Consider the following 16,348-nt stretch of genomic DNA (forward strand, 5'->3'; position numbering starts at 1 on the left):
TGTTACCCTCAACGGTTTTCAAGACCGCCGCATTCGACCGCTCTGCCATTTCTCCTTAACTAAATGTATCGTTAGGAATACGGGTGCAAAGGTACAACTTTTTTCTTATTCTGCAAATAAAAAAACATATATTTTTAAAAAAAATTATACTTCGCTGATTATCATTGTTTTATGTTTTTTATTGTAAAATAAATCAAAAAAAACACTATTTATTTAAAATATTTACTTACCTTTGTATGGTTTTAAAGGGAAAATTTTTAACTATGCTAATAGAACCTATTTTTACCTCTATTTTAGATAATGATTTCTACAAATTCACAATGCAATGTGCTGTAGTGAAGCTCTTCCCTTCTGTCAAAGGAAGATATGAATTTATCAACCGAGGAAAACACGAGTTTCCAGAGGGGTTTGGCAAAGCGATGCAGGAGGCTGTGAACCAAATGAGTCGCTTAAGGCTTTCAAAAGAAGAGAAAAATTTCCTCAAAACCTCTTGCCCTTACCTTAATCCTGCATATATAGACTTTCTAGAAGGATATCAGTATGATCCTTCTGAAGTACAGATTTCACAAGTAGGCAAAGACCTTGAAGTACGTGTAGAAGGATATTGGTACAGGACTATCTTATGGGAAGTTCCCTTGCTTTCTATGATTAGCGAACTTTATTATAAGCTAACCAATGCTGTTGCTTGGAGTGATGACCAAATAGTGGCAAATACGACCCACAAAATCCGTGACTATGAAAGCCTTGATGTTGTTTTCGCTGAATTTGGAACGCGCAGAAGGCATTCCTATCGTGTGCATGATCTTGTAATGAAAACCCTTACCAAATCTCATCGATATAATTTTTCAGGTACTAGTAATGTCCACTTTGCGATGAAGTATCAAGTAAAATCTATAGGTACGCACGCACACGAATGGTTTATGTTCCACGCTGCAGAATATGGCTTCAAGATGTCCAATGCTATGTCATTGGAACATTGGGTGGATGTCTATCGTGGTGATTTAGGAGTTGCTCTTTCTGACACTTATACCACAGATGTTTTCTTCAAGCAATTTGATACTAAATTTGCCAAATTATTTGATGGAGTACGCCACGATAGCGGAGATCCTATTGAATTTGCAAATAAAACTATAGAACACTATAAAAAATTTGGTATCAATCCTCTCTCAAAATATATTATCTTCTCCGATGGTCTCACTCCTGAAAAGGTAGAAACCATTACAAAAGCCTGCAAAGGTAGAATAGGAATTTCATTTGGAATAGGTACTAATTTGACTAATGATGTGGGATTAGTCCCTATGAACATTGTGATGAAACTAACTGAAGTTCTTACTTCTGATAATGTATGGGTGAAGACTGTTAAGCTTTCTGATGAGCCCAAAAAACATACTGGAGACCCCAGAATGATTGAACTTGCTAAGGAAATATTAAGAATTCATTCATAAAAACTAAAAAATTATGAGTATATTAAAAAAAACAAATACAATTGCTTATCTCTGTATGATTATTGGAGTTATTCTCCTTTATTTACAATCTAACAAAGAATACAGATTATTTCAGGAACAATATATACTCATTTTAGGACTTATTTTCTTAGTTATTGGAATTTATATGCTTTCAAAAAAATTATCTTCTAGAGATAAATAAATTAATCTAATCATTTTAAATAATTTAAAACCAAAATTTTATGTCAGTATTAAAAATTGGAATCAACGGATTTGGACGTATTGGACGTCTTGCTTTTAGGGCTATTTCAAAACGTGCCAATGTAGAAGTCGTAGGTATTAATGACTTACAAGAGGTAGATTATATCGCCTACTTACTAAAATATGACTCTGTTCACGGTACTTTTCCTCTAGACGTAAAAGCTGAAAATGGAAACCTTGTAGTAGATGGAAAAACTATTCGTATTACAGCAGAAAAAGATCCTAATAACCTTAAGTGGAATGAAATAGGAGTAGATGTAGTACTTGAATGTACAGGACTCTTCACTACTCTAGAAAAGGCACAAGCTCACCTTAATGCTGGAGCTAAAAAAGTAGTTATTTCAGCTCCTTCCGCAGATGCTCCTATGTTCGTTATGGGAGTAAATCATAAGAGTGTAAAACCCACTGATAACATTGTTTCTAATGCTTCTTGTACTACCAACTGCTTGGCTCCTATCGCTAAAGTAATTAATGACAATTTCGGTATCGAAGAAGCCCTTATGACTACTGTGCACGCTACTACCGCTACTCAGCTTACTGTAGATGGACCTTCCAAAAAAGACTGGAGAGGAGGACGCTCTGCTCTCATTAATATTATCCCTTCTTCCACAGGTGCAGCTAAAGCTGTAGGTAAAGTAATTCCTGAACTTAATGGAAAACTTACAGGTATGGCTTTCCGTGTACCTACTGCCGATGTTTCCGTTGTTGATTTAACTGTAAAAACTAAGAAAGCTACTTCTCTTAAAGAAATTAACGAAGCTATGAAAAAAGCCTCTGAAGGAGAACTTAAGAATATTTTGGCTTATACAGAAGAACTCGTTGTTTCTCAAGATTTTGTTGGCTGCACCAATACTTCTATCTATGATGCAAAAGCTGGTATTGAGCTTAATGAACACTTCTTCAAAGTAGTGTCTTGGTATGATAATGAAGCTGGTTATTCAAATAAATTAGTTGATTTAGCACAACACGTAGCTAGCCTTTAATCCAAATATAGTTACGATTATTTGCTAAAGACGTGTGTTTTTCTAGAAAACACACGTCTTTTTAGCAAAAAAAAACACATTTTCTCAGTAATTATAACTGATATTTTTAGTTATATTTTTCACATAAATATTTTCTTAACTTAACCCCTTAAAATATGATTTTAATAGTAGATAGTGGTGCTACCAAAGCCGATTGGACTGCACTTAATGAGAAAGGATTAAAAGAATTTGGAACTCAAACTCTTGGACTTAATCCTGAAGTACTTACCGAAGAAATCGTAATGGAACGCCTCACCACAAACGAACAACTGAATGAGAATAGAAAAAAAGCTAAACATATTTATTTCTATGGTGCAGGTTGTGGAACAGAGCGTCTTCGTACTTTTTTACATACTATTCTACAACGTTTTTTCTCAAATGCTACCATTGTTGTGAAAGAAGACACATATGCTGCGGTATATGCTACTACAAGTGAAGGAGAAAAGGCCATCGTTGGTATCCTTGGTACAGGAGCAAACTGTTCTTACTGGGATGGAAAAGAACTGCATCAAGCTGTTGATTCTCTAGGATATTCTTTGATGGATGAGTGTAGTGGGAACTTCTTTGGGAAAAGACTTATTGTTGATTATTTCTTTAAAATTATGCCCGAAGAATTACGCCACAAGTTTGAACATGAGTATGAACTTAATTCTGATGTCATCAAATCTCATTTATACAAGCTTCCTAACCCCAATAGTTATCTTGCTACTTTTGCTCGCTTTCTAGTAGAGAATAAAGATGAAACCTATTGTAATCAAATTATAAAGGAAGGCGTACAGCTCTTTATTGATCATTGGGTAGTCCAATATGAAGCTCATAAAGAAGTTCCTATTAACTTTGTAGGAAGTATTGCTTTCTACCTACAGGACATTGTAAAGGATGTATTCTCAGCCAATGGGCTCAAGGTAGGAAAAATCCTTAGAAAACCTATTGATGGCTTAGTAGAATACCACCTTATGCACAAACCCAATAAATAATTATTTTTCAAAATTAGTATGAAAGACTATCTCATTGTAGGGTTTGGCTTTGCTGGAAGTAGTTTTGCCCATTTATTAGAAAAGAATCAAAAGAGCTTTGTTGTTTTCAATGATAATCCTGCACCTGTTACTACTGTAGCAGGTGCTATGTTTAATCCTATCATACTCAAGCGTTTTACAGCTGTATGGAAGGCTCAGGAACAAATGCATTTATTAGTTCCTTTTTTTAGTGAAATAGAGAAAAAACTAGCCACTCCACTACTTCATAAAGTACGTGTTTTTAGGAAATTTACCTCTGTAGAAGAGAAAAATAATTGGTTTGTAGTATCCGATAAACCAATTCTTTCAGAATATTTATCTACAGAAATTATTAATGAACTCAGCCCTTGTATTTCTACTCCTTTTGGTCTAGGAGAAGTGTTGCACACAGGTATGATAAACACTCGTAACCTGATCCCTACTTATCAGAAGAAACTAGAGAAAGAAGGTAAATTTTTTGAAGAAAAATTTGATTATAATACCTTAGAAATCAAGGAAGATTCTATTTGTTACAAAGGAATTTCTGCTAAAAAAATCATCTTTTGTGAAGGATATGGAATGGTGAATAATCCTTTCTTTAATACGTTACCTATGGTAGGAAGTAAAGGTGAGTTACTAAGTTTTGAAGCTGATAATCTGCATTTAGAAGGAGTTATTAAGTCTGATGGCTTTATAGCACCTTTAGGAGGAAATCACTTCAAAATAGGTACCACCTATGATAATGATGATAAAGACCCTTCTCCTACTTCCCTAGGAAGAGAAATACTCATTGAAAAACTAGAACGGCTCATCTCGTGTCCTTATCACATCACAGACCAGGTGGCTGGAATCCGACCTACTATCAGGGATAGACGTCCTCTGGTAGGGGTTCATCCTATTTACAAGCAATTATTTATTCTTAATGGATTAGGAACTCACGGGGCTTTATTGGCTCCTTTTACGGCTACTTCCTTATTTAATTTTATAGAAAAGGGTGAAGCTATTGACAAAGAAATGAATATCAATCGTTTTCTAGGAAAGAAGTAATAAAACAAAAAATATTCGTAGGAAAAGTTCCTCAACAAGTGCTTGATAAATTGAATTTTTAAGGATATAGCTTTATGAAAAAAGAAAAAGGGTTCTTGGATGTAAATATTATTAAAAGATTTCCATCACAATTTCCTGAAATAAGTTTTTTAGGATATGTATCAAATTTAGTAAATGTTGAGAAATTTATAGCTACAGCAGGAGTCCTAGCTCCTCCTTTAATAGAGGAGGATGGAGGGGTATATTTAAAAGAACATTATTCCTTAATACAGAAATACAATCTGTATGAACGTTTTAATTACAATATTAAAGAAATTGAACGTTATACTAATTTAATAAGCTTATGGGATTTTTATACTTTGGCATATGATAAATCTGTAGAAGATGAATATCTCTTTTATAAGTTCGTTGAAACAATAAGAAATTTCTGGGAAATGTATTTACATTTTATATATCCTAATAAGAAATTTGAAATAGAAATCTCAGAAAAAGGATTTTTCGAAGAGGATAATCTTTGTATGACCTTTTCTCAACAAATAAAAAACTAATATTTCAGATATACTTTTAAGATTCCAACAGCTTACTAAACAATGAAAAACAAAAAACTAATTATAGAGTCTTGAGCTACAAGCTTGCACTAGCAGAAGAAATTTTTTTAAATAGAATTAACCATAAAAAGTCTAAATAATGAAACTATATAAAATTGTATTCTTATTTTGGATTTACAATATTTTTGCGATATTTCAGTTCTCTTGGATGGCTGGAGTCTGGTTTGATACAGAAAATCTGATGCAACGAGCGGATTATGAAATATACAAACCTCCTCTATGGCAATATCAATTGTATTATATATTATTTGGAGTATATGTAGTAATTTGTTCTTTGTTACTATACCATTGGCTGAAAAAGATTAGAAATTCTAAAGGAACAATAATTGTTTGGATATTACATATTATATGGGTATTATTTTTTATATTAGGCTGGATGATTGCTATTTAAAAAATATTTTTTTATTACAAAGTTTTTGATTTTTAGCTTTTTATCTCATTTATAAATTAAGCCCTATTTTAAATTAACACTATAAAAGCTGGATGTGTAAAAAATAAAAATATGTTATCAGATCTGATAAAGAAATACAAATTAGATAATATCTCAGCAAACTACATTTCTTCCCAAAGGAGTGCTATACGCCTATATCGAAATAAAGTAGTAGAAATAATATTTTCTGGAGAGAATATCGATTCTTTTGATGATTTTTTACCTTTTGTGGATACTCTGAAAGAAATAACTTTTTATAAGTGTAATTTATCGGATTTAAGTGAGTTAAAACGATTTGAACAACTTAGAGACTTAACCTTAGAATGTTGCTCTTTCTCCCATATGGATGTATTTAATAACTTTCCTGATTTCCCAGCTTTAAAGACTTTAGAGATTACAAAAAATAAGAAGATAACCAATTTGAATATTAGTAGTAATTCAATTAAAATATTAAACATCTCGGATACTTCAATAACGAATTTAGCAAATGTAAATATTCCCAGTTTAAAAGAATTACGCACAACAAATAATTACATTAAGTTTATAGATAAATCTTTTCCTAAATTAGAGAATTTATATGTAGATTTTAAAAATTTTGATTTTTATTCCTTAAAAAATACTCCAAATGTGCGGAAATTGCACGGCTATAATGCTGATACAAATCAAAAATTAGAAGGATTAGAAAATTGTAGGAAACTAAAACATTTAGATTTATATGATTCTCCATTTACTAATTTTCTTCCTTTTAAAAAATTAAAATCTCTTGAGTTTTTAGATGTCCAAGAAAATAAAATAGAGAGTTTAATGGGATTAGAACACCTACCTCATTTGAAAAAACTGTATATGTTCTATAATCCTATTAAAGAAATAAGTGATATAACTCCGATTAAAAATTTGCAAGTAATAGCTATAGAAAAACATAAAATATTAAAAATCATAGATGATTTGAATTTTTTGGGTATTAAATACATAACATTAGGCGAAGGATGATTAAGACTCAAGCTATCAGCTCGCACCAATGGAGGAATTTGCTGAACAAATGACATAAGAAGCTCTAAAAAATAGGAATTCTACAATAAATAAATAGCGAGAAGATTTATAAAAAATGAAAGATATTACAATAGAAAATTTTTTAAAAAATCTAAAGAATACATTAGACACTTCACAAGTAGAAGTTATAGATCTGTGGGAAGCTGATACTTGTGCTATAGGTATTAAGAAAAAGAATAAATTGATATACATATCTACTTATAATTATTTTGAAAATGAGCATATTAGATATGATTTTGATTTTGAAATAATCAATAAAAATAAATTAGAAGTAATAAAAGAAAGAAGAGGTGTAACTGAAAAAGAATTACTAGATGAAATAAATATTTTTTTAGATTTAAAAGGTGATACTTCATTGCTTAAAAGTTAAATCTATCTAAGTTATAAATTAAAAATAGAAAAGGTAACTCCAAGAAATAAGAGTTACCTTTTCATAAATCAATTAATCTTTAAAACTTAAATGAAAATGAGAATAGTAAATTTTGGTATGTTCTTTCAAATTTTGCAGAGCTTGTCAAGACACTTTCATAGAATTGTGGCTGGTGATCTTGTTTCGCTATATCATAAGAAAGGTCAAAGCGCATTCCTTTAAAAGCTATCCCTGTTCCTGTAGAAAATCCATTCAAATTACCAATATATTTTTCATCACCTTTGTAAGGACTCTGCTGATAACGATAACCACCTCGTAAAAATAAATTCAGCTTATTATTTACCAGAAAACGGTATTCGGCTCCGAAACGTAAGGTAGAAGTATCTCCTAAAGTCTGTTGAATAATACTATTTTCTGATTTCAAATTATCTGAGCTATAATGGATTTTACCATAACCTTTGTACATATAGTCTCCACTGAGGATTAGACTCTTATTCCATACCCAGCTAGCTCCTACTGTCCAAGAGGCTGGTGTACGAAAACGATACCTATCATAAACAGCTACTACATTAGGATTTGCCCAAAAATCTCCATTGGATTCCGTAGTAACTCTTAGTGACTGAGTGGTTTCGTCTTGTAAATTATACCAAGTTGGAGAAGTATAACTAAGCCCTATACGTACTCCCTCGGCTATTTTTGCTATAGCACCTAGCTGTAAAGAAAAACCACTTCCAGTTGTCTTAAGTTCATTTTGAAAATAAGCTGACCGAACCCCTGAAGCTGTATTATTCAGATAATTTTCCCTATGCCTTGTAACTTCTCTGTAATCCACATTATGACTATTAAGATTAATCCCAAAAGAAAAAATATCATACCTTGCAGCAAAGTTAAAGTTATATCTATTTACTCCACCTTCTGTATAACGCTCGATATTCTGAAAGGTAGTGCCTGATACATTACTCACATAAGTTGTTTCATTCTTCACAGCATTTGCTTCAGCATCTGTCATGGAAGGTTCAATGGCTGTTTTCCCACTCTGAGGTTTTATAAGCCCTGCAGTATATCCAAGTAAGGCATTTCGTAATTTAAAAGGACTAAATCTAACTGCTTGACCATAAGCACTATAAAGATTATCTAGTCGCCATCTTCGTGAAGGTCTCTTATCTGCTCCATACTCTACCAACATTAAGTTTTCTTGTTCTATTCCACTAGCATAATACTGAAAATAATCTCCTAAATTCTTATTTGACGGTCCACTATAATGTATATCTTGTGGAGTAAAATTATGTGTTTGCTGATAGTTGAACCCAAAAGCAATATTCTTCCATCCTTCATTACCTATGGGAACAGGCACGGCTATTCCAAATTGACTAAAAGAAAAATCAGAAGAATTAATGGTTCTAGTTCCTGCATTCTTTGTGTTATTATTAGCGATAGTTACACTAATTTCTCCTCCTGCAAAAATAGTACTTCCAGCAGGATTTATAGATATAGCCGAAAGGTCTCCTCCTAAAGAGGTAAAAGCTCCACTCATTGCTTTGAATCGAGCTGTGCCATCAAGCTCTTCCATTGAATATCGCAATCCATCTGTAAGATTTTGAGCAGAAAGTATGCCACCCACTAAGCAAAATCCAATTAGTATTATCTTTTTTTTCATTTTTTCTATCTATAGTTAATAATTAAAAATTCTTTCCTGTTCCCTGAAAACCTCCATTATTTCTATTCTCCCCTCCATAGTTGTTATTCTCTTGATAAGAACGAGAACTATTATCATAGTTATTATTGTAATTATTATAATTTCTTGAAGAATCATAGGTGCGATTGGTATTCTCGTGATAAGAACGAGAAGAGGAATCATAGGAATTATTATAGTTTCCATAAGAACGAGAAGAGCCTCTTTGGTAATTATAATCCTCATAACGGCTACTATCTCCTCTACGACCATTGGTAGGAGAATACCTACGAGAGGTATTTCCGTAAGGATCACTGTAGTAATAGTAATTATTTTCACGATTATAGTGATACCTAGGATAATTATAGTAATAAGGAGAATAATAGTAAGGTGAATAATAACCATAGTAAGGATAGTAATAACTATCATAATAACGCCAGCTCCAATAAGGGTCATAAGATCCTACAGAGATTCCCCAACCCCAGCCACTACGAGGATAATAATAAGATGAAGAATAATAACCTCCCCAAGCTCCTGAACCCCAATAATAAGGAGAATTATAATAAGGATATCCCCAGCCTCCATAATTATTATATACATTTACAGAGGTTGGTCGAGCATTCTCTCCCCAACTACCATAGGTATTATAAGAACCTCTATTTTGTTCAGCAGGAGTTCGGTAACTATCTATATTAGTAAGTGGCGTGTAAGCTGGGGCTGGACGTTCTGCTTCTTGCTGAAAATCACGATAGCCTGCTATCTTCTGGTTTAGCCGTTCTCTATAGGTCTCTGGAGAGTGATTAACAATATCTTCTGATGATTCATAATACCTAGGACGAGGTGTTTCATCTCCATAAATACCATCATCATACACCATTCCTGGATAAACCCCACAAGAGGTAAAGCCTATAAGTAACACAAATGTACCTATAGCATAACGAATAATTGTTGTTCTTTTCATTTTCATTTTTTTATTATTGATTATCAAGTATATTTCATTTTTTTATAAATAAAAAAATCTCCTAATATTTGGTTAGTAATTTTTATGAGTAAAAATAGATAATTCTATTTGGTAACTTTTGAAATTAATTCGTACTTTTGCACAAATGTACAATTTTTGTGCCAAAGATTTTAGTATGAGTAAAAATTTAACATCAAGAGCAGAAGATTATTCCAAATGGTATAATGAATTAGTAGTAAAAGCAGGGCTTGCAGAGAATTCAGGTGTACGTGGCTGTATGGTCATCAAGCCTTATGGATACGCCATTTGGGAAAAAATGAAAGATATTTTAGACAAAATGTTCAAGGAAACGGGGCATCAGAATGCTTATTTTCCTATTTTTGTTCCCAAAAGCTATTTTGAAGCTGAAGAAAAGAATGCTGAAGGTTTTGCTAAAGAATGTGCCGTAGTTACCCATTATCGCCTTAAAGCTGATCCTTCACAAAAAGGAAAGCTAATTGTAGATCCTGAAGCAAAACTAGAGGAAGAACTCATTGTACGCCCTACCAGTGAGGCAATTATCTGGAATACCTATAAAAACTGGATACAATCCTACCGAGACCTTCCTATCCTTATCAACCAATGGGCAAATGTTGTACGTTGGGAGATGCGCACACGCTTATTCTTACGTACTGCAGAATTTTTATGGCAAGAAGGACATACTGCACACGCTACCCGAGAAGAAGCATTAGAAGAAGCTCAAAAAATGAACGATGTTTATGCCTCCTTTGTAGAAAACTATATGGCTGTGCCTGTGGTACGAGGTAAAAAAACAGAAACAGAACGTTTTGCAGGAGCTGATGATACCTATTGTATAGAAGCACTTATGCAGGACGGGAAAGCCCTACAGGCGGGTACATCCCACTTCTTAGGACAAAATTTTGCTAAAGCCTTTGAGGTAAAATTTGCTAACAAAGAAGGTGTATTAGACTATGTATGGGCAAGCTCTTGGGGAGTTTCCACCCGACTAATGGGAGCTTTAATAATGAGTCATAGTGATGACAACGGGCTGGTTCTTCCTCCCCTACTAGCTCCTATACAGGTGGTCATTGTACCTATTTACAAAGGAGAAGAACAACTACAAGCTATTCGTGAAAGAATAACTCCACTTATACAGGAGTTAAAAGAACGTAATATTTCTGTAAAATTTGATGATGATGACACACAAAAACCAGGGTTTAAGTTCCACGAATACGAACTCAAAGGAGTGCCAGTGCGTTTGGCTATAGGTCAACGTGATTTGGAAAATAACACCTATGAAGTAGCTCGCCGTGATACCCTTACGAAAGAAAGTGTTTCTAGAGAAAATATTATAACTCACATAGAGCAACTACTCACTGATATTCAGAATAATATCTATCAAAAAGCCCTAACTTATCGTGATACACATATCACTGAAGTGAATTCCTACGAAGAATTCAAAGAAATCCTAGAAAACAAAGGAGGTTTCATCGCTGCTCATTGGGACGGAACTCCCGAAACAGAAGCCAAGATCAAGGAAGAAACTCAAGCGACTATTCGCTGTATCCCTCTTGATAGAAAAGAAGAAACAGGAAAGTGCATCTATTCAGGAAAAGCTTCTCTAGGTCGAGTACTTTTTGCTAAGGCTTATTAATTTCGCTAATTTTCAATGTTTTAGAGGCTATTGGGGTTCAATAGCCTCTATTTTTTCTTGTTTGATTAATCCATATCTCAGAAATTTAATGTATATTTGCACTAAAATACAAAAGTCTTCCTTAATAGAAAAATTATGACAAATGTAACTCGCTTATTTGATATTCCTTATTTTCAACTAGAAAATTATCCTATTGAAAATGCATTAGTTACTAAATATAATAATGAATGGACTCCTATTTCCTCTGAAGAATATATAGAAAAAATCAATACTGTAAGCCGAGCCCTACTATATATAGGGGTAAAACCTAAGGACAAAATAGCGGTTGTCTGTTCTAATAATCGTACTGAATGGCACATCTTGGATATGGCTATTATGCAAATAGGAGCTTATAATGTACCTATATACCCAACTATTCCTAAGGAAGACTACATTTATATATTCAATCACGCTGAGGTATCATATTGTTTTGTATCCGATAAAGATTTATTAGAAAAAGTAAAAGATGTACGTGATGAGGTCATCTCTTTAAAGGAAATTTTTTCTTTTGATACTATAGAAAATGTGCGAAGCTGGAAGGATATTCTTCTACTAGGAGAAAATACAGAAAAACAATCTGAAGTAGATAATATAAAAAAACAAATTTCATCCACTGATATGGCTACTATTATTTATACTTCAGGGACTACAGGAAAGCCTAAAGGTGTAATGCTCTCACACGATAATATTATCAGTGATATAAAAAATTGTGATTCTCGTGTTCCTGTAAAAGCAGGAGATATCTGCCTCAGTTTTTTGCCTGTATGTCACATCTTTGAGAGGATGCTTACTTATTTGTATCAGTATAATGGAATTAGGCTTTATTTTGCTGAATCTTTTGAGAAAATAGCTGTAAATATCAGTGAAGTAAAACCTCGCCTAATTACTGTCGTTCCTCGTGTAGTGGAAAAGGTATATGACAGTATCTACAATAAAGGAATTGCCCTTTCTGGAATTGCTAGAAACCTATTTTTCTGGGCACTAAAATTAGGATACAGATATGAACCTTATGGAAAAAATAGCTGGTGGTATTATCTAAAATTAAAAATAGCTCGTAAGCTTATTTTCTCTAAATGGAAAAAAGCCTTAGGGGGAAATCTGCAAATGATTTGTGGAAGTGCCGCATTACAGCCAAGGCTCGTCAGGGTATTTTCAGCTGCTGGAATTCCTATTTGGGAAGGATATGGGCTAACAGAGACTTCTCCTGTAATTTCTGTAAATTGTAAAAAAGGAAATCTATGGAAAATTGGTACCATTGGCAAGCCTATTGATAATATTGAAGTAAAAATAGCCGATGATGGAGAAATTCTTTGTAAAGGAAATAATATAATGCTTGGATATTACAAAAACGAAGAACAAACGAACGAAGCTATTGACAAAGATGGATTCTTCCATACAGGAGATATAGGATACTTAGATGACGATGGATTTCTCACTATTACTGACCGCAAAAAAGAAATGTTCAAAACTTCAGGAGGAAAATATATAGCTCCTCAATATATTGAAAATAAATTAAAACAATCTAGATTCATTGAGCAGGCAATGGTCGTGGGAGATGGGGAAAAAATGCCTGGAGCATTCATTCAAATTAACTTTACTTTTGTGAGGGAATGGCTCAAACGACACGGTGAGACTCAGATTTTCACTGATATAGAACTCACAAAAGACCAACGGGTTCGTGAGCGTATTGGTAAAGAAATTGAACGTATCAATAAGAGATTGGGTAAATGGGAACAAGTAAAAGTATTTGAACTGACTCCTGATGAATGGAGTATAGACGCTGGACATCTGACGCCTACACTCAAGCTCAAACGCAGAATTATACTTGAAAAATACAAAGATATATATAACAAATTTTACAATAAAGAATCTTAATTATATAATATATGCTCTATCGTTTTAGAATTATTTTGGATGTGGATACTGATGTATTCCGTGATATTGAGGTTGAGAGTAATATCAATCTGGAGGATTTTCATAAATGTATCTCAAAGTCTTTCGGCTTTAATGGGGAAGAGATGGCATCTTTCTACAAAAGTGATGAAGACTGGAATCAAGGAGAAGAATTTAGCCTATTTGATACTGAAGGAGATACCCCTGTAATGGCAGATACTATCCTAGAATCTGTGATAGATGAAGATAATAGACATCTGTTATATGTATATGATTTCTATAATATGTGGACTTTCTTTGTTGAGCTTAAGGAAATTGGAAAACCTCAAGAAGGAGTCACTTATCCTAATATATTAGTAAAACACGGTTTTGTTCCAGAGGAAGCTCCTGAGAAGAATTTTATTGCAGAAGATTTTGATGAATTTGACTCCGAATTCAATGATTTTGAGTTTGATCAAGATGAATTCGACGAATATCACGGCTATAATGAAGAAGAATACTAATCCTCTGCACTTATTCTTATGATAGGTATTTTTTTTATTTTACTGATTGTTACTATAGGGATCAGTATGTACGGGTTCAATAATCCTTCTTTTTTTGAACGTTATATGTTCAATATAAGAGCTGTACAGGGGGGAGATTATATACGTCTTATTTCTTCAGGATTCCTACACGCAAGTTGGGAGCATCTTATCTTTAATATGATTTCCTTGTATTTTTTTCAGGATTTGATTATTTATAGCTTAGGAATTTTTATTTTCCTACTTATATACTTAGGTTCAATTATTGTAGGAAACCTCTTCAGTTTTTATATTTACAGACATCAACCTTATTACTCTGCCATTGGAGCATCTGGAGGAGTCTCTGGGATTATTTTTGCTTGTATTGCAATAGAGCCCAACCTAAGAGTAAATTTCATCCCAGGTTGGCTCTTTGGTACTATTTATTTTGGATATTCTGTTTATAGAATGCTTAATCCTCGTGTGGGAGATAATGTAGGTCATGCAGCTCACTTAGGAGGAGCTATTTTCGGACTTATCATTATCATTATTTCAGCACCTTCTGTAGTATTTCAGCACGCTATATATTTGGGAATTATGGGATTACCCCTTGCCTATATGGGCTATAAGTTATTAGCAAAATAATTTATCTTAATTCCAAAAGAGCTACATTCTCAATATGATATGTTTGAGGAAACATATCTACAGGACGTATTTTACTAACTTTATATAAGGGTTCCAAGAGCGCAAGATCTCTAGCTTGAGTTGCACTATTACAACTTACATATACTATTTTTTTAGGAGCTATTCTGAGAATTTGAGCTACTACATCCTTATGCATTCCATCACGAGGAGGATCTGTAATAATCACATCTGGAGTTCCATTCTCCTGAATAAATTGTTCATTAAATACAGTTTTCATATCTCCTACAAAGAAATCTACATTATGAATTTGATTATTACGTGCATTTTCCTTAGCATCTGCAATAGCTTCAGGAACTGCCTCTACCCCTACTACTTTTCTGGCTTTTTTGGCTACAAATTGAGCTATTGTTCCTGTTCCTGTATATAAATCATATACAAGCTCCTTGCCTGTAAGTCCTGCAAAATCTCTAGTTATTTTATAAAGCTCATAAGCCTGAGTAGAGTTGGTCTGGAAGAAAGATTTAGCATTAATTTTAAATCTAAGTCCCTCCATTTCTTCATAAATGTACTCTCTACCGTAATAACAAATCACCTCTTGATCATAAATAGTATCATTTGGTTTGTTATTAATAATGTATTGAAGAGAGGTAAGCATAGGAAATTGTTCCAACAAATAATTTAATAGAGTTTCCCTATGTTCCTTATGCTCCTCTAAAAACTGAATAACAAGCATTATTTCTCCTACAGAAGTAATACGAATCATCATTGTACGTAACCACCCTGAATGACTACGTGGATTATAAAAAGAGTATCCTTTCGCTAAGGAAAATTCTTTGATAGCTGTACGAATTGCATTAGAAGGATCTTCCTGTAAGTAACATTTATGAATATCCAAAACCTTATCCCAAGCCCCCGCAATATGAAATCCAAGACCATTACGGTTACTTATTTCCTCTTTAGAATTTATTTCCTTTGGAGTAAGCCATCGAGATTCATTAAAGGAAAATTCTATCTTATTTCGATAGAAATATTTTTTTTCACTCCCTAGAATAGGTAATACTTCTTCTGGGGTAATACCTCCCAAACGTTTTAGATTATTTTCTACCTCTTTTTGTTTATAAAAAAGTTGACTTGAGTAGTTCATATTTTGCCATTGACAACCACCACAATAAGCAAAGTGCTCACATACAGGCAATTCCCTCAGAGAAGATTGCTGATGAAACTTCACTACTGTTCCTTCATAGAAAGCCTTTTTCCTTTTAGTAACCTGTATATCTACTATATCTTCAGGAACTGCATTTTCTATGAAAATAACTCGTCCATCAGGTGCGTGAGCTATACTTTTACCTTTAGCTCCAGCATCGGTTACAGTAACATTTTCTATTATATAAACACTCTTATTTTTCTTCATATTTTTAAACGACAAAAAGCTACCTTTTTAGGTTAAAGGTAGCTATTTTTTAATTATTATCCTTTATTGAGCAAGGACTACTATTTTATTCTCTTTTTGTTCTACAACTCCTTCTTCTATAAGTAATGTGTATTCTCCTTTAGCCTGTGTAAAGCGTTCCTCTACAAATACTGTTGGAGTGTCACTTTCTTTAAAAGAAAGAATCCCTTTCTCTAGAAGAGAAACAATAGGTGCGTGATTTTCAAGTATCTGAAAAGAACCTTTTGTCCCTGGAAGTGTAACAATACTCACTTTCCCCTTATATAGAATTGCTTCTGGAGTTACTATTTCTAATATCATAAATTA

The 16,348-nt window shown here is 33.2% G+C and carries 17 protein-coding genes; 13 read left to right on the top strand and 4 right to left on the bottom strand.

The window, feature by feature from the left end:
• Positions 1–263: 263 nt before the first annotated feature.
• From pncB to RYK20_RS06630, 9 genes are all read left to right on the top strand, one after another.
• Entirely contained in the window at positions 264–1,445 is a 1,182-nt protein-coding gene (gene pncB, locus RYK20_RS06590) for a nicotinate phosphoribosyltransferase (protein WP_297978665.1), read from the top strand.
• Between the two features lie 13 nt (positions 1,446–1,458).
• On the top strand, positions 1,459–1,647 hold the full coding sequence (locus RYK20_RS06595) for a hypothetical protein (RefSeq protein ID WP_297978667.1): 189 nt from the start codon (positions 1,459–1,461) through the stop codon (positions 1,645–1,647).
• Between the two features lie 40 nt (positions 1,648–1,687).
• Positions 1,688–2,689: a type I glyceraldehyde-3-phosphate dehydrogenase gene (gene gap / locus RYK20_RS06600; RefSeq protein WP_311456821.1), complete on the top strand. Its 1,002-nt coding sequence runs from the start codon at positions 1,688–1,690 to the stop codon at positions 2,687–2,689.
• A 155-nt stretch (positions 2,690–2,844) separates the two neighbouring features.
• Positions 2,845–3,705: an N-acetylglucosamine kinase gene (locus RYK20_RS06605; protein WP_314894849.1), complete on the top strand. Its 861-nt coding sequence runs from the start codon at positions 2,845–2,847 to the stop codon at positions 3,703–3,705.
• A gap of 18 nt (positions 3,706–3,723) precedes the next feature.
• A complete protein-coding gene (locus RYK20_RS06610; protein ID WP_314894850.1) occupies positions 3,724–4,770 on the top strand; it encodes an FAD-dependent oxidoreductase in 1,047 nt (348 codons plus the stop codon).
• Between the two features lie 74 nt (positions 4,771–4,844).
• A complete protein-coding gene (locus RYK20_RS06615) occupies positions 4,845–5,318 on the top strand; it encodes a hypothetical protein (protein ID WP_314894851.1) in 474 nt (157 codons plus the stop codon).
• Between the two features lie 139 nt (positions 5,319–5,457).
• Positions 5,458–5,769: a hypothetical protein gene (locus RYK20_RS06620; RefSeq protein ID WP_314894852.1), complete on the top strand. Its 312-nt coding sequence runs from the start codon at positions 5,458–5,460 to the stop codon at positions 5,767–5,769.
• A 111-nt stretch (positions 5,770–5,880) separates the two neighbouring features.
• The gene (locus RYK20_RS06625) at positions 5,881–6,798 is read left to right on the top strand and encodes a leucine-rich repeat domain-containing protein (protein WP_314894853.1); all 918 of its coding nucleotides are present in this window, start codon (positions 5,881–5,883) and stop codon (positions 6,796–6,798) included.
• A 115-nt stretch (positions 6,799–6,913) separates the two neighbouring features.
• Entirely contained in the window at positions 6,914–7,228 is a 315-nt protein-coding gene (locus RYK20_RS06630; protein ID WP_314603516.1) for a hypothetical protein, read from the top strand.
• A 79-nt stretch (positions 7,229–7,307) separates the two neighbouring features.
• Here the strand turns inward: RYK20_RS06630 and RYK20_RS06635 are convergent, their stop codons facing one another.
• Positions 7,308–8,885 (bottom strand): outer membrane protein transport protein, encoded by a 1,578-nt coding sequence (locus RYK20_RS06635; RefSeq protein ID WP_314894854.1) that lies wholly within the window; start codon positions 8,883–8,885, stop codon positions 7,308–7,310.
• Positions 8,886–8,907: 22 nt separating this feature from the next.
• On the bottom strand, positions 8,908–9,861 hold the full coding sequence (locus tag RYK20_RS06640) for a hypothetical protein (protein WP_314894855.1): 954 nt from the start codon (positions 9,859–9,861) through the stop codon (positions 8,908–8,910).
• Between the two features lie 175 nt (positions 9,862–10,036).
• Here RYK20_RS06640 and proS point away from each other — a divergent pair, with 175 nt between their 5' ends.
• The 4 genes from proS (at position 10,037) to RYK20_RS06660 (ending at position 14,592) form a co-directional block, all read left to right on the top strand.
• Positions 10,037–11,515, top strand: a complete 1,479-nt coding sequence (gene proS / locus RYK20_RS06645) for a proline--tRNA ligase (RefSeq protein WP_314894856.1) — start codon at positions 10,037–10,039, stop codon at positions 11,513–11,515.
• 135 nt (positions 11,516–11,650) lie between these two features.
• Positions 11,651–13,429: an AMP-binding protein gene (locus RYK20_RS06650; RefSeq protein ID WP_314894857.1), complete on the top strand. Its 1,779-nt coding sequence runs from the start codon at positions 11,651–11,653 to the stop codon at positions 13,427–13,429.
• Positions 13,430–13,440: 11 nt separating this feature from the next.
• Complete coding sequence (locus RYK20_RS06655) at positions 13,441–13,950, top strand: hypothetical protein (RefSeq protein ID WP_314603511.1); 510 nt, start codon at positions 13,441–13,443, stop codon at positions 13,948–13,950.
• An 18-nt stretch (positions 13,951–13,968) separates the two neighbouring features.
• Positions 13,969–14,592, top strand: a complete 624-nt coding sequence (locus RYK20_RS06660) for a rhomboid family intramembrane serine protease (RefSeq protein WP_314894858.1) — start codon at positions 13,969–13,971, stop codon at positions 14,590–14,592.
• A gap of 1 nt (position 14,593) precedes the next feature.
• Here the strand turns inward: RYK20_RS06660 and rlmD are convergent, their stop codons facing one another.
• The gene (gene rlmD / locus RYK20_RS06665) at positions 14,594–16,003 is read right to left on the bottom strand and encodes a 23S rRNA (uracil(1939)-C(5))-methyltransferase RlmD (RefSeq protein ID WP_314894859.1); all 1,410 of its coding nucleotides are present in this window, start codon (positions 16,001–16,003) and stop codon (positions 14,594–14,596) included.
• Positions 16,004–16,066: 63 nt separating this feature from the next.
• Positions 16,067–16,342 carry a F0F1 ATP synthase subunit epsilon gene (locus RYK20_RS06670; protein WP_297978690.1) on the bottom strand — a complete coding sequence of 92 codons (276 nt, stop codon included), beginning with the start codon at positions 16,340–16,342 and terminating at the stop codon, positions 16,067–16,069.
• Between the last annotated feature and the right edge of the window lie 6 nt (positions 16,343–16,348).

The sequence above is a fragment of the uncultured Capnocytophaga sp. genome (genome assembly GCF_963525585.1).
In the GTDB taxonomy this organism is placed as follows: Bacteria; Bacteroidota; Bacteroidia; order Flavobacteriales; family Flavobacteriaceae; genus Capnocytophaga.